A 13,712-nucleotide genomic window follows, 5' to 3' on the forward strand; every position below is an offset into this window, starting at 1 on the left:
ATAACCTCAACTGCTCGAACCGCCCGGTGCGGACCCGCATGCCGGGTGGTGTGGGAGGGGAACGGTCAGGCTTCTGACCGCCCCTATCCCGATTGTGCGAATTGTCGGTAGGGAGAAGGGGAATCAGAACGACGCGCAGGCCGGTACGAGCGTGATGCCGACCGATTGCTGATGGAATCGCTGTATGTACGCTTGCCGGATCGCGGTGAGCCGTGCACGCGTGTCGGGTGTATCGTCGGCGATGATACGGATCACGAAGCTGTCTTCGCGGGTGATTCCGCCGCCGGCGCGGTCGCGCCACTGGCCGTGCGTGTCCCAGTAGGTGAGGCCGCCGGGGAACCTCGGTGTGACCGTGTCGGCGAGGAATGCCGCGCGTTCGGCATCGGTGACGGGGCCGCGTCCCGCGATGTCTCGCCCGAACAGCAGGTCGGCCAACAGCATAGGGTTCTCGGCCGGCTGCGTGCAGGCGTACGGCGCGCCGACGACGGGCGAGGGCGGTGCCGCGCAACCGGCGAGCAGCGCGATCGCCATTGCGCATACGGCCAGCGACCGCATTTGCCCATTTCGTGACGATCGACCTTCGCGCGTGCAAAACGCTGCGCGCTCAACCACTTGCGTGCTTGTCCGGCGGGTTATCAACAGGGCTGTCAACATAATCTGGGGATAACCCTGGTTTTGTCCACGCGTGCCCGATGTGGGGTCAGTGCTGCAGTTTCGCGTGCGCGAGGTGCATGCCGAGCGTGCCGGGGTCGGTATTGGTGCCTGACAGCAGCACGCCGACGCGCTTTCCTTGAAGCGTTTCGCGCAGCGGGCCGAGCAGTGCGGCCAGTGCGGCCGCGCACGCCGGTTCGACCGACAGTTTCAGTTGCGAGAACAGGAACAGCATCGCGGCACGCAGCGCGTCGTCGGAGACGGTGACGATGCGGTCGACGTGGCGCCGGCACAGCTGGTAGCTGTATTCCTCGGTATGCGGCGCCATCAGCGAATCGGCGATCGTCTGCATCGCGCTCATCTTGATCGTGTGATTCGCCGCGAAGCTGCGGCTCATCGCGTCGGCGCGTTCCGGCTCGACGCCGTACACGTGCACGCGCGGATTCGCGAGCCGCAGCGCGGTCGCCATGCCGGCCGCGAGCCCGCCGCCGCCGATCGGCACGATCACCGCGTCGAGGTCGGGCGTCTGGGTCGCCCATTCGTAACCGAGCGTCGCGGTGCCGAGGATCGTGTGATAGCCGTTGAACGGATGGATGAAGAAGCGGCCTTCCTCGGCCTCGATCCGCCGGACGAGATCGAACGCCTGCGACGCGCTGCCGGCCAGCACGACTTCCGCGCGGTACTGCTTGCACTGCGCGATGCGCGACGGGCTCGCGGTATGGAACATCACGACCTTGGCGCTGCTGCCGAGCCGCATCGCCGCATACGCGACGGCCGCCGCGTGATTGCCGGCCGATACGCAGGTGACGCCGGCGTTCTTGCGCGCCTCGTCGAGTGCGAGCAAGTGCGTGAATGCGCCGCGCGCCTTGAAGCTGCCGCTGACCTGCAGTAACTCGAACTTGAAGTTGACGTGCGTGCCCTCGAGGGACGGCAGGTCGGCGCGTTCGAACACGGGCGTGCGCGCGACCCACGGCGACAGCGCGAAATGCTGCGCGGCGATGTCGTCGAGCGTCGGGATCGGCTCGCCGTCGATCGTCGTATGGGCGTTGCCCTGTTGTTCAGTCGACATGACGTGGCGGGTGGCGGAGTGGGCCGGCCCGCACACGCGGGCCGGCGTGGCGGGGGCAGTCAGTGCGCGTCGACCGACATGCTGCGGATGAATTTGCGCAGGAACTGCTCGCAGCCGGCGAGCTGCGCGAGCTCGACATATTCGTTCGGCTTGTGCGCCTGCTCGATGTTGCCGGGCCCGCACACGACGCTCGGGATGCCCGCGCGCTCGAACAGGCCGGCCTCGGTGCCGTACGCGACCTTGCGCTTGTCCTGGTCGGCCGTCAGCGCGCGTACGAGCTGCGTGATCGCGGCCTGTTCGGTGGCGTCGAGGCCGGGCGCCGCGGCGATCTTCGAGAACTCGATCGCGGCATTCGGATGCTCGCGAAGCATCTGCGGCAGCAGCGTTTCCCGCGCATACGCTTCGATGCGCGTGAAGATCTGCTCGGGATCGAGCGTCGGCAGGTTGCGGAACTCGAAGTCGAACCGGCATTCGGCCGGCACCGTGTTGATCGCGTTGCCGCCCTGGATCGTGCTTGTCTGCGCGGTCGTGAACGGCACGTCGTACAGCGCGTCGAACGGGCCTTCGGCGCGGAAGCGCTCGGCGAGGTCGCGGATATGGCAGATGAGGCGCGCCGCGTACTCGATCGCGTTCAGCCCCTTCGGCGTCAGCGACGAATGCGCCGCGTGGCCGCGCACGCAGCAGCGGTACGCGTTGATGCCCTTGTGCGCGATGATCGGCCGCATGCTGGTCGGCTCGCCGACGATGCAGCCGGACGGTTGCACGCCGCGCTTGACGAGGTCGGCGATCATCAGCGGCGCGCCTGCGCAACCGATTTCCTCGTCGTAGGACAGCGCGAAATGGATCGGCTTCGCGAGCCTGGTCGCCTGCATCTCGGGCAGCAGCGCGAGCGCGGCGCCGATGAAGCCCTTCATGTCGCAGGTGCCGCGGCCATACAGGCGGCCGTCGCGGATTTCCGGCGCGAACGGGTTGCTGTCCCATTGCTGGCCGTCGACCGGTACGACGTCGGTATGCCCCGACAGCACGATGCCGCCGTTCGTCGAGCCGTCGTGCGCGGGCACGGTTGCGAACAGGTTCGCCCAGCCTTCGCGCGGATCGTGCGTGATCGTCGATGCAATGCCTTTTGCCGCGAGCGCGTCGCGCACCGTTTCGATCAGGCCGAGGTTCGGCACGCGGCTCGTCGTGTCCATCGACACCAGTTGCTTGATCCAGGGCAGGCTGACGAGGGACGTGTCGCCTGGGGCGGCGGCGGACGGCGCCGTCGCGTCGAGAGTGGACATGGCAAAACTCCGGCTGATGAATGGGAAAATCATACTCAAAAACGCGTCGGCCCGCCCGCGCCGGGCGCGGTGCGGTGCAGCAATGCCGCACCCGTCAGTATCGCGTCAGCGCACCGCGGCAGCCGCTCCCTGCTTCGGCGCGAGCGCGCGCAGCGTTTCCTTGATCGTCGACACGCGGATCGCGAGGTCGGGCGAGCGCGTCTCGATGCGCAGCTTGTCCTGGCCCGCGAGCTTGATGTGCCGATGCTTCTGCACCATCTCGATGATCCGCATCGGATCGATCGGCGGATTCGGCTCGAACTGCAGCCCGATCGCAACCTCGCTTGCGTCGATCTTCACGATGCCGAGCGGCTTCGCCGCGATCCGCAGCCGGTGGGTCTCGACGAGCGCGTGCGCCTGCGGCGGCAGCTTGCCGAAGCGGTCGATCAGCTCTTCCTGGATGCCGTCGATCGCGTCGCCGTGCTCGCAGTTCGCGAGACGCTTGTACAGCGACAGCCGCTCCTGCACGTCCGCGCAGTAGTCGGCCGGCAGGATCGCCGGCGCGTGCAGGTTGATTTCCGTCGTCGCGGCGAGCGGGGCGGTGAGGTCGGGCTCCTTGCCGTTCTTCAGCGCCTTCACCGCGTCGTTCAGCATGTCCGTATAGAGCTGGAAGCCGATCTCGTGAATTTCCCCCGACTGCTTGTCGCCGAGCACTTCGCCGGTACCGCGGATCTCGAGGTCGTGCATCGCGAGATAGAAGCCCGAGCCGAGTTCCTCCATCTGCTGGATCGCTTCGAGCCGGCGCTGTGCCTGCTTGGTCAGCGCCTGCGGATCGTGGACCAGCAGGTACGCATATGCCTGGTGATGCGAGCGGCCGACGCGGCCGCGCAGCTGGTGGAGCTGTGCGAGGCCGAACTTGTCCGCGCGGTGCATGATGATCGTGTTCGCGCTCGGCACGTCGATGCCGGTCTCGATGATGGTCGTGCACAGCAGCACGTTCGCGCGCTGCGCGACGAAATCGCGCATCACCCGTTCGAGCTCGCGCTCATGCATCTGGCCGTGCGCGATCACGATGCGTGCTTCGGGCACGAGCGCCTCGAGCATCGCCTTGCGGTTCTCGATCGTCTCGACTTCGTTGTGCAGGAAGTACACCTGGCCGCCGCGCTTCAGTTCGCGCAGCATCGCCTCGCGGATCACGCTTTCTTCCTCGCGACGCACGAAGGTCTTGATCGCGAGCCGTTTCTGCGGCGCGGTTGCAATGACCGAGAAATCGCGCAGCCCTTCGAGCGCCATCCCGAGCGTGCGCGGGATCGGCGTCGCGGTGAGCGTCAGCACGTCGACTTCCGCGCGCAGCGCCTTCAGCGCTTCCTTCTGGCGCACGCCGAAGCGGTGTTCCTCGTCGATGATCACGAGGCCGAGGCGCTTGAACTGCACGTCCGACGACAGCAGCTTATGCGTGCCGATCACGATGTCGACGCTGCCTTCGTTGATTTGCGCGATCGCCGCGTTGACCTCCTTCGCGGTCTTGAAGCGCGACAGCTCGGCGATCCGCACCGGCCAGTCCGCGAAGCGGTCGACGAAGGTCTGCGTGTGCTGCTCGGCGAGCAGCGTGGTCGGCGACAGCAGCGCGACCTGCTTGCCGCCCAGCACCGCGATGAACGCCGCGCGCAGCGCGACCTCGGTCTTGCCGAAGCCGACGTCGCCGCACACGAGGCGATCCATCGGCTTGCCGCTCGTCATGTCGCCGATCACGGCCGCGATGGCGGCAGCCTGGTCGGGGGTTTCCTCGAAACCGAAGCTTTCGGCGAACTTCACGTAGTCGCGCGGATCGAGCGAGAACGCGTGGCCTTCGCGGGCCGCGCGGCGCGCGTACAGGTTCAGCAGCTCGGCGGCCGTGTCGCGGATCTGCTGCGCGGCCTTGCGCTTCGCGCGCTCCCACTGGCCGGAGCCGAGCGCGTGCAGCGGCGCGCTGTCGGGATCGGCGCCGCTGTAGCGCGAGATCACGTGCAATTGCGCGACGGGCACGTAGAGCTTGCTGTCGCCCGAGTATTCGAGATGCAGGAATTCGGTCTCGCCTTCGCCGAGATCCATCGACACGAGGCCCATGTAGCGGCCGATGCCGTGCTGCGCGTGGACGACCGGGTCGCCGACCTTCAGTTCCGACAGGTCGCGCACCATTGCGTCGACGTTGCTGGCCTGTTCCTGCCGGCGGCGGCCCGCGCGGCGGCCGAGCGTGCCGTACAGCTCGGTTTCGGTGACGATCGCATAACCTTCGCCCGGCACCGCGAAGCCGCTCGACAGCGGCGCGACGCCGAGCGCGAAGCGTTCGTCGCTCGCGAGCCAGCCCGCGAAGTGGTCGTTCGACGCGGGGCGCAGGCGATGCTCGGCGAGCAGTTGCAGGATCGTCTCGCGGCGGCCGGCCGATTCGACGGTCAGCAGCACGCGCTTGCCTGACGATTCGACGAACGTGCGCAGCGACGCGAGCGGATCGTCGGAATGCCGGTCGACGGTGAGCTCGGGCAGCGCCGTTGCCCACCCGCCGGCCGGTTGCGCGGGCAGCACGACGCGTGCGAACGGTTTCGCGAACGCGAAGAAATCCTCATCGGACAGGAACAGGCGCTGCGGCTCGAGGATCGGCCGCTCGCGATCGTGCGACAGGAACGCGTGGCGCTGCTTCGTATCGGCCGTGAAGCGGCGGATCGAAGCCTCGAGATCGCCCGTGAACACGAGGTGCGCGTCCTGCGGCAGGTAATGGAACAGCGTGGCCGTCTCGTCGAAGAACAGCGGCAGGTAATACTCGATGCCGGCCGACGGCACGCCGTTGCCGATGTCCTTGTAGATCGGCGCACGGCTCGGGTCGCCTTCGAAGGTCTCGCGCCAGCGGCTGCGGAAGGCCGTGCGCGCGGCTTCGTCGAATGGAAACTCGCGGCCGGGCAACAGGCGCACGTCGCGTACCGGGTAGAGGCTGCGCTGCGTGTCGGGGTCGAACGCGCGGATCGAGTCGACCTGGTCGTCGAACAGGTCGATCCGGTACGGCAGCGGCGAACCCATCGGGTACAGGTCGATCAGCGAGCCTCGCACGCAGTATTCGCCGGGCCGCACGACCTGGCTCACGTGCTCGTAGCCGGCCAGCGTGAGCTGCGCCTTCAGCTTCGCCTCGTCGAGCCGTTCGCCCTGCGCGAACGCGAACGTGTACGCGGCCATGAACGACGCGGGCGGCATCCGGTACAACGCGGTGGTCGCGGGCACGAGCAGGATGTCGCAGCGGCCTTCGCCGAGGTCGTGCAGCGTCGCGAGCCGCTCGGACACGAGGTCCTGGTGCGGCGAGAACGTGTCGTACGGCAGCGTTTCCCAGTCCGGCAGCAGGCGCACGCGCGCGTCGGGCGAGAAGTAGCGGATTTCCTGCGAGAGCCGCTGCGCGTCGACCGCGTTTGCGCAGATTACCGCCAGAAGCGGCACGTCCTGGCGGTTGTCGGCAAGATAACGGGCGATGGCGAGCGCGTCGGCGGAACCGTGCGCGCCGTCGAAGGCAAAGCGCTGGCCGGGCTTGACGCGGGCAACGGGCGAGGCGGACGGGGTGGAAGCGTTATCTGGCATAGGGACGGCAGGGGTGGCGTGCACGGGCGCATCGCGGTGCGCCGGTCGAGACGAAAGACCTATTATAAAATCCGCTTCTCGATTTCATCTTTCCGGCGTTTCCTTTCGTGACTCCCCGACTTTTCGCCCTGATTCCCTGTGCCGGCACGGGCAGCCGTTCCGGTTCGGCCGTGCCGAAGCAATATCGCACGCTGGCCGGCCGCGCGCTGCTGCATTACACGCTCGCCGCGTTCGACGCGTGCAGCGAATTCGCGCAGACGCTCGTCGTCCTCGCGCCCGACGATTCCCATTTCGACGCGCGCCGCTTCGCCGGCCTGCGCTTCGCGGTGCGCCGCTGCGGCGGCGGCTCGCGCCAGGCGTCGGTGTTGAACGGGCTGCTCGAGCTGACCGAATTCGGCGCGACCGACCGCGACTGGGTGCTCGTGCACGATGCCGCGCGCCCGGGCATCACGCCGGAGCTGATCCGCACGCTCGTCGCGACGCTGAAGGACGATCCGGTCGGCGGCATCGTCGCGCTGCCGGTGGCCGATACGCTCAAGCGCGTGCCGGCCGGCGGCGACGCGATCGCGCGCACCGAGTCGCGCGACGCACTGTGGCAGGCGCAGACGCCGCAGATGTTCCGCATCGGCATGCTGCGCGAGGCGATCCTGCGCGCGCAGCGCGAAGGGCACGACCTGACCGACGAAGCGAGCGCGATCGAATGGGCCGGCCATACGCCGCGCGTCGTGCAGGGCAGCCTGCGCAACTTCAAGGTTACGTACCCGGAAGATTTCGCGCTTGCGGAAGCGATCCTCGCGCGCCCCGCGAACGCTTCCTGACTTTCACCCCATCTCAATCGGAACACGCATGGATTTCAGAATCGGACAAGGCTACGACGTGCACCAGCTCGTCCCGGGGCGCCCCCTCATCATCGGCGGCGTGACGATTCCGTACGAACGCGGCCTGCTCGGCCACTCGGACGCGGACGTGCTGCTGCACGCGATCACCGACGCGCTGTTCGGCGCGGCGGCGCTCGGCGACATCGGCCGCCATTTCTCCGACACGGACGCGGCGTTCAAGGGCGCCGACAGCCGCGTGCTGCTGCGTGAGTGCGTGGCCCGCGTCAAAGCGGCCGGCTTCGCGATCCAGAACGTCGACAGCACCGTGATCGCGCAGGCGCCGAAGCTCGCGCCGCATATCGACGGCATGCGCGCGAACATCGCGGCCGATCTCGGGCTGCCGCTCGACCGCGTGAACGTGAAGGCGAAGACCAACGAGAAGCTCGGCTATCTCGGCCGCGGCGAGGGCATCGAGGCGCAGGCCGCCGCACTGCTGGTCAGGCAGGGCGGCTGACGCCCGGCGGTTGCGGCGTGCGGTTCGCTCCGCGCGCCGTGCTGCGGAAATGAAAAATGCCACGCTGGTGCGTGGCATTTTCGTTTGGAGCGACGGCCGCTCCGGCATGGCCGCCGGTCGCGCGGCGAGACCGCTCGAGCAGCCGTTTACTCGCCTTCGGCGGCGATCACCTGCGCGGCGGCGTTGATCACCGACGCGATGCGGCCGACGTCGCGCAGCTGCGTGACGGTCATCCCTTGCTCGTTCTTCAGCAGCGCATAGTGCGACTTCACGCAGAAGTGGCACTTGCCGACGATCGATGCGGCGAGCGCGTACATCTCGAACTTGCGCTTGTCGACGCCACCGTGCGTGGCATACGCGCCCATCCGCAGCTCGGCGCGTTGCGTCTTCAGGTCGGCATCGTCGGCCATCTCGACATACGGATACCAGGTGTTGTTCATCCCCATCAGCGCGGCCGCCGTCAGCACGGCGTTCGTTTCTTCGGGCGACAGGACGCCGGCTTCGCGGATCGTCTTGATGAGCACCGTGCTCTTCGCCGCGATTGCCGCCGCCAGCGCGACGCCGACCGCGTCGGTGCCTTCGAGCGACGAGCGCGAGATCGTGCCGTCGAGGTTCAGGCGAATGTCCTTCGCGTAGTCGGGAATACGTGCCTTAATCGAATCGATGAATTCCATTGATATCTCCTATGGGTTGGCCGTTAAAAAAGCCCGCAGGCAGGACGTGCGCCGCGGGCTTCGTGCATCGATGCGCTTACAGCGTTGCGCCGCCGACTGCACGGTTGCACGGGCACAGTTCGTCCGTTTGCAGGCCGTCCAGAATCCGCAGGACTTCTTCCGGGCTGCGGCCGACGTTCAGGTTGTTCACCGAAACGTGCTGGATCGTGTTGTCCGGATCGACGATGAACGTCGCGCGCAGCGCCACGCCGGCTTCCTTGTCGCGCACGCCGAGCTGGTCGATCAGCTCGCCCTTGACGTCGCCGAACGAGTAGTGGTTCAGCTTGTCGAGGTCCTTGTGTTCACGGCGCCATGCGAGCTTGACGAATTCGTTGTCCGAGCTGCCGCCCAGCAGGATGGCATCGCGCTCTTCGAACTGCTTCGTGAGCTTCGCGAACTCGACGATTTCCGTCGGGCACACGAACGTGAAATCCTTCGGATAGAAGTAGATGATCTTCCACTTGCCCGGGAACGATGCTTCGGTGACGGTCTCGAATGCCGACTGCCCGTTTTCTTCGTGATGGTTGAAGCCCGGCTTCGCGGCTACGACGGTGAAAGCTTCGAGTTTATCGCCCACGGTTTTCATGCGGATACTCCTGTATGAGTTGGGAAGAAGACTGAGTCAAGCTACCTCTGTGCTGCAACGATGATGTGACAGCCTGGGTGAAACTGTAACACTATTAGTAAAGTACTTCAATAGATTTTGACTAACGATCTTCATAGTTTTTTTCAACCGGATCGATAGTGTGCAGCGCAAGAAGCGTGCGCGAGCGCGTCACGCAGTCGCACGCGCCTTGCCGGCGCCGGGGAATTCGAGCGTGACTTCGAGGCCTGCTTCGGGGTTGCGGTTGCGCAGGCGCAGCGCGCCGCGGTAGCGGCCGACGAGGCGCAGCACGATCGCCATCCCGAGGCCCGTGCCGTCCGCCTTGGTGCGGGCGGTGTCGACGCGGTAGAACGGCCGCATCACGAGGGGCAGTTGATCCTCGGGGATGCCGGGGCCTTCGTCGCTCACCGACAGTTCGACGCGGGCGTGCGACACGCGTGTCTCGAGCGTGATGTGCGACACGCCGTCCTGCTTGCTCTGGCCGTACTTGCGCGCGTTCTCGACGAGGTTGCCGATCACGCGGCGCATGTCGGTCTCGTCGGCTTCGATCACCGCGCTCGGCGCGAGCCGCGTGCGGATCTCGACGCCATCCTCGCCTGCTACCCGCGCGGCGACTTCCTGCGCGATCGACGACAGGTCGACGGGTTCCGGCTTGCGTTGCGACGGGCGCGCGTAGTCGATGAAGGCCGCGATGATGCGATCCATCTGTTCGATGTCGTCGACCATCGCGTCCTTGGTCGCCTGGTCGGACGGGCTCATCTCGGTTTCGAGCCGCAGCCGCGCGAGCGGCGTGCGCAGGTCGTGCGAGATGCCCGCGAGCATCAGCGCGCGATCGGCCTCGAGCTGCTCGAGGTCGCGCACCATCTGGTTGAAGCTGCGGTTGGTGTCGGCCGCGACGCCCATCCCGCGCTCGGGCAGCAGTTCGGGCCTCTGGCCCGAGCCGATCTGGCGCGCGGCGAGCGCGAGCCGCGAGAACGGCCGGTTCACGAGGCTCGTGATGAACGCGGAGCCGAACAGCGACAACGCGAGCGCGAACAGGCCCCAGCCGGCCCACTGCAAGCCCGTGACGTTGTCGAGCTGGTCGCGGTCGAGCGCGACCCAGTAATCGTCGTCGTCGATCTTGAAGCTGATCCACACACCGGGAATGTCGTTGACCGACTGAGCGATCACGGTATCGTCGCCGAGGCGGCTGCGGATGTCGTGTTCGATCAGGCGGTTCAGCGATTCGTCGGGCTGCAGCTTGAACTTGTCGGTCTTCTCGCGCGGGTAAACGCGCACGCCCTCGTTGCTCTCGAGATCCTGCAGCAGCGCGCGCCGCAGATCGGGATCGGAATAGAGCAGGGCGGTGCGCGTGAGCTTCACGACCGCGACGAGCTGCAGCGCGACGCGCTGCGCACGCGGCTCACGCTCGATCACGCGAAAGCTCTGGAACCACGCGGCGAGACTGACCGAGATCAGCAGCGCGATCAGCAGGAAGGTGCGCCAGAACAGCCCGCCGAATGCGAGCTGCAGGAGGCGCCGGTCGATACGCATGGGACGGGCCGTGGGCGGGCGAAACCGGGAAGGAGAAAGATCAGGCGGCGCCGTCCGGGATGAACACGTAGCCGAGGCCCCAGACGGTCTGGATGAAACGCGGGCTGCCCGGATCCGGTTCGATCAGCTTGCGCAGGCGCGAAATCTGCACGTCGAGGCTGCGGTCGAACACCTCGTATTCACGGCCGCGCGCGAGTTCCATCAGCTTCTCCCGCGACAGCGGCTGGCGCGGATGACGTGCGAACACCTTCAGCACCGAGAATTCGCCGGTGGTGAGCGGAATTTCCTGGCCGGACTTCGTCAGCGTGCGCGTGGCGAGATTCAGCGAGAACTCGCCGAACTCGAACACCTCGGTGGTTTCCGACGGGGCGCCCGGCAGTTCGGCCGGCGCCTGGCGACGCAGCACCGCATGAATGCGCGCAACGAGCTCGCGCGGGTTGAACGGTTTCGGCAGGTAATCGTCGGCGCCCATCTCGAGGCCGACGATGCGATCCACATCCTCGCCCTTCGCGGTGAGCATGATGATCGGCGTGCGGTCGTTGCTGCCGCGCAGGCGGCGGCAGATCGACAGGCCGTCTTCGCCCGGGAGCATCAGGTCGAGCACGAGCAGGTCGAAACGCTCGCGTACCCAGAGCTTGTTCATTGCGGTCGCGTTTTCGGCGACGTAGACATTGAAACCCTGCTCGCCGAGATAGCGGCGCAGCAGATCGCGCAGGCGCGGGTCGTCGTCGACGACGAGAATCTTGGAGGGGTTTTTCGTTTCCATGATCGGCATCTTATCGCGAATGGGAATTGACGCACGGCCGCGTATTTTCGGGCGTTACAGTCGGTTACAAAATTTACCCGTAGTGTCGCGCGGCGTAAAGGCAGGCTATAGAGATTCCTTTACTCGAAGCCGAAATTCGGTAGATACTCCCCTGCACTCCATCTTTCATCTTTGTACACCCGAATTCCGCAGGGTTTTTCAAGTACCAGAGGTAACCGGTTGCCGCGTGACGAAGGGAACAAATCGACCAAGGAAGCGAGGACGGTCATGCGATCTGCCCGGATTGCACTGATGCTGACGATCGCGCTTGCCGGTCCGTATGCGTCGAACTTCGCGTATGCGCAGCGCCCCGAGCAGGGCGCATCGTCGCGCAAGCTGCCGCGCGGCAAGGCGCCGCAGTCTGATCGTGCCGCCGAGATGACGGCCCGTTCCGCCGTGCCTCCCGATCTCGAACAGCGCCGTCGCGACGGGCACATGACGCCCGAGGAGCGCCACCTCTTGCGCCAGCACATCGAGGACGCCGTTCGCGAGCTGTACAAGCGCTGACGCGCCGTCTTTCGCGCTGCGCGACATACTTCGCGCGGAAAAGATTCGTAGCAATTTTCCCGTCAACTTTCGCCTGCCGATTGCCGTTGTACCGGCATCCGCACCGCCGGTGCGCTCCGGGAGTCCATGACGATGAAAGCGAACGCTGCCGCACCGGCGCCGTCGCCCGCCATGCAGTCGCCGCTCGACGCCGACGATGCATTGTTTTTCCTGAGTCGTACCGGCTTCTCTCCCGCGCCCGCCGATGTTGCGCGCGTCGTCGGCATGACGCGCGTGCAGGTCGTGGCCGATACGCTCGGCAACGTTCGCCGCGACCCCGTCACGACGTGGCCCGACTGGATCGCCGAGCTGCCGCCGACGCGCGCGCAGCGCCAGGCGCTGACCCCCGACATGCGGCGCGACGAGCAGCGCGAGCGCAACGTTCGGTACGATGCGTTGCGCGCGGCATGGGTCAACGAGATGATCGTGACGCCGTCGCCGCTCACCGAGCGCATGACGCTGTTCTGGCACGGGCACTTCACGTCGGGGCAGGACAAGGTGCCATACCCGCAGACGATGGCCGCGCAGAACGCGCTGTTTCGCCGCGAGGCGCTCGGCAACTTCGGCACGCTGCTGCACGCGGTCGCGAAGGATCCGGCGATGCTGCAGTATCTCGACGGCGCGAGCAATCGCAAGGGGCGCCCGAACGAGAATTTCGCGCGCGAGGTGATGGAGTTGTTCACGCTCGGCGAAGGGCATTACACGCAATACGACGTGACCGAAGCCGCGCGGGCGATGACGGGCTGGACGGTCGATCCCGATACGCTGCGCTTCGCGGTGCGGCCGGATTGGCACGATGCGGGCGACAAGACGATCCTCGGCGAAACGGGGCCGTTCGACGGCGACGGCTTTCTCGACATCCTGCTGAAGCGGCCGGGCACCGCGCGCTTCATCGCCGCCAAGCTGTGGCGCGAGTTCGTGTCCGATACGCCCGACCCGGGCGCGCTCGATGCTGTAGCCGAACGGTTTCGATCGAGTGGCTATGACATTCGCGCGGCGCTCGCCGCGCTGTGGTCGACCGACGCCTTCTGGGATCCGCGCAACCGCGGCGTGCTCGTCAAGTCGCCGGCGGAATTCGTCGTCGGGTCGGTGCGGCTGTTCGACGTTTCATACGGCGATCCGCAGATGCTCGCGAACACCGTGCGCACGCTCGGGCAGAACCTGTTTTACCCGCCGAACGTGAAGGGCTGGCCGGGCGGCGCGCTATGGATCAACAGCACCACGCTGCTCGCGCGCAAGCAGTTCGTCGAGCAACTGTTCCGCGCGACGGAGACGGCCGGCATGCACCCGCCGGCGCATCCGCTGGTGCCGCCGCCGAATGGCCGCGCGCATGCGATGCCGGTGGTCGAGACGGCGTCGGCAGCCGGCATGCGCGGAGCGCCAGCCAAGCCCGCGCGCGCCGGCCTGCGTTTCGACCTCGAACGCTGGCTTGCACAATATCGCGCACGGCCGCAGGCGATCGCGGGTTTGTCGACCGAGCTTCAGTTGCAGCACGCGGTGCTGCAGCTGTCGCCGGTCGCGGCGATCGACACGGATTCGACCGGCAGCGCGTATCTCGAAGCGCTGCTGATGGATCCGGCCTATCAACTGAAATGATTCGAAC

At 66.7% G+C, this 13,712-nt stretch carries 12 protein-coding genes; 4 read left to right on the forward strand and 8 right to left on the reverse strand.

What is annotated here, in order from left to right; translation table 11 throughout:
• Positions 1 to 123: 123 nt before the first annotated feature.
• The 4 genes from HWX36_RS25280 to mfd all read right to left on the reverse strand — a co-directional run bounded on the left by HWX36_RS25280 (position 124) and on the right by mfd (position 6,576).
• A complete protein-coding gene (locus HWX36_RS25280; RefSeq protein WP_175955811.1) occupies positions 124 to 555 on the reverse strand; it encodes a DUF3574 domain-containing protein in 432 nt (143 codons plus the stop codon).
• 145 nt (positions 556 to 700) lie between these two features.
• The gene (locus HWX36_RS25285) at positions 701 to 1,720 is read right to left on the reverse strand and encodes a threonine/serine dehydratase (RefSeq protein WP_175955813.1); all 1,020 of its coding nucleotides are present in this window, start codon (positions 1,718 to 1,720) and stop codon (positions 701 to 703) included.
• A 59-nt stretch (positions 1,721 to 1,779) separates the two neighbouring features.
• Positions 1,780 to 3,000, reverse strand: a complete 1,221-nt coding sequence (gene argE / locus HWX36_RS25290; protein WP_175955815.1) for an acetylornithine deacetylase — start codon at positions 2,998 to 3,000, stop codon at positions 1,780 to 1,782.
• Positions 3,001 to 3,105: 105 nt separating this feature from the next.
• Positions 3,106 to 6,576 (reverse strand): transcription-repair coupling factor, encoded by a 3,471-nt coding sequence (mfd, locus tag HWX36_RS25295; RefSeq protein WP_175955817.1) that lies wholly within the window; start codon positions 6,574 to 6,576, stop codon positions 3,106 to 3,108.
• A 107-nt stretch (positions 6,577 to 6,683) separates the two neighbouring features.
• Between mfd and ispD the strand changes: the two genes are divergently transcribed.
• Positions 6,684 to 7,394 (forward strand): 2-C-methyl-D-erythritol 4-phosphate cytidylyltransferase, encoded by a 711-nt coding sequence (ispD, locus tag HWX36_RS25300; RefSeq protein WP_175955819.1) that lies wholly within the window; start codon positions 6,684 to 6,686, stop codon positions 7,392 to 7,394.
• A gap of 28 nt (positions 7,395 to 7,422) precedes the next feature.
• A complete protein-coding gene (gene ispF, locus HWX36_RS25305) occupies positions 7,423 to 7,908 on the forward strand; it encodes a 2-C-methyl-D-erythritol 2,4-cyclodiphosphate synthase (RefSeq protein WP_175955821.1) in 486 nt (161 codons plus the stop codon).
• A gap of 146 nt (positions 7,909 to 8,054) precedes the next feature.
• On the opposite strand, the gene HWX36_RS25310 is transcribed toward ispF, so the two are convergent.
• From HWX36_RS25310 to ompR, 4 genes are all read right to left on the reverse strand, one after another.
• Entirely contained in the window at positions 8,055 to 8,582 is a 528-nt protein-coding gene (locus HWX36_RS25310; protein ID WP_011352388.1) for a carboxymuconolactone decarboxylase family protein, read from the reverse strand.
• Between the two features lie 76 nt (positions 8,583 to 8,658).
• A complete protein-coding gene (locus tag HWX36_RS25315; protein ID WP_175955823.1) occupies positions 8,659 to 9,207 on the reverse strand; it encodes a peroxiredoxin in 549 nt (182 codons plus the stop codon).
• 189 nt (positions 9,208 to 9,396) lie between these two features.
• Positions 9,397 to 10,758 (reverse strand): ATP-binding protein, encoded by a 1,362-nt coding sequence (locus HWX36_RS25320; protein ID WP_175955824.1) that lies wholly within the window; start codon positions 10,756 to 10,758, stop codon positions 9,397 to 9,399.
• A 40-nt stretch (positions 10,759 to 10,798) separates the two neighbouring features.
• The gene (gene ompR, locus HWX36_RS25325; protein WP_004199523.1) at positions 10,799 to 11,524 is read right to left on the reverse strand and encodes a two-component system response regulator OmpR; all 726 of its coding nucleotides are present in this window, start codon (positions 11,522 to 11,524) and stop codon (positions 10,799 to 10,801) included.
• A gap of 267 nt (positions 11,525 to 11,791) precedes the next feature.
• Here ompR and HWX36_RS25330 point away from each other — a divergent pair, with 267 nt between their 5' ends.
• Both HWX36_RS25330 and HWX36_RS25335 read left to right on the forward strand, forming a co-directional pair.
• Entirely contained in the window at positions 11,792 to 12,070 is a 279-nt protein-coding gene (locus HWX36_RS25330; protein ID WP_059532470.1) for a hypothetical protein, read from the forward strand.
• 132 nt (positions 12,071 to 12,202) lie between these two features.
• Positions 12,203 to 13,705, forward strand: a complete 1,503-nt coding sequence (locus tag HWX36_RS25335) for a DUF1800 domain-containing protein (protein WP_175955826.1) — start codon at positions 12,203 to 12,205, stop codon at positions 13,703 to 13,705.
• Positions 13,706 to 13,712: the final 7 nt, after the last annotated feature.

This window comes from Burkholderia sp. BCC0405, from assembly GCF_902833075.1.
In the GTDB taxonomy this organism is placed as follows: Bacteria; Pseudomonadota; Gammaproteobacteria; order Burkholderiales; family Burkholderiaceae; genus Burkholderia.

Coding starts and splice junctions, on each gene's coding strand:
- HWX36_RS25280 (WP_175955811.1), bottom strand. CDS start 555: ATGCGGTCGCTGGCCGTATGCGCAATGGCGATCGCGCTGCTCGCCGGT.
- HWX36_RS25285 (WP_175955813.1), bottom strand. CDS start 1,720: ATGTCGACTGAACAACAGGGCAACGCCCATACGACGATCGACGGCGAG.
- argE (WP_175955815.1), bottom strand. CDS start 3,000: ATGTCCACTCTCGACGCGACGGCGCCGTCCGCCGCCGCCCCAGGCGAC.
- mfd (WP_175955817.1), bottom strand. CDS start 6,576: ATGCCAGATAACGCTTCCACCCCGTCCGCCTCGCCCGTTGCCCGCGTC.
- ispF (WP_175955821.1), top strand. CDS start 7,423: ATGGATTTCAGAATCGGACAAGGCTACGACGTGCACCAGCTCGTCCCG.
- HWX36_RS25310 (WP_011352388.1), bottom strand. CDS start 8,582: ATGGAATTCATCGATTCGATTAAGGCACGTATTCCCGACTACGCGAAG.
- HWX36_RS25315 (WP_175955823.1), bottom strand. CDS start 9,207: ATGAAAACCGTGGGCGATAAACTCGAAGCTTTCACCGTCGTAGCCGCG.
- HWX36_RS25320 (WP_175955824.1), bottom strand. CDS start 10,758: ATGCGTATCGACCGGCGCCTCCTGCAGCTCGCATTCGGCGGGCTGTTC.
- ompR (WP_004199523.1), bottom strand. CDS start 11,524: ATGGAAACGAAAAACCCCTCCAAGATTCTCGTCGTCGACGACGACCCG.
- HWX36_RS25330 (WP_059532470.1), top strand. CDS start 11,792: ATGCGATCTGCCCGGATTGCACTGATGCTGACGATCGCGCTTGCCGGT.
- HWX36_RS25335 (WP_175955826.1), top strand. CDS start 12,203: ATGAAAGCGAACGCTGCCGCACCGGCGCCGTCGCCCGCCATGCAGTCG.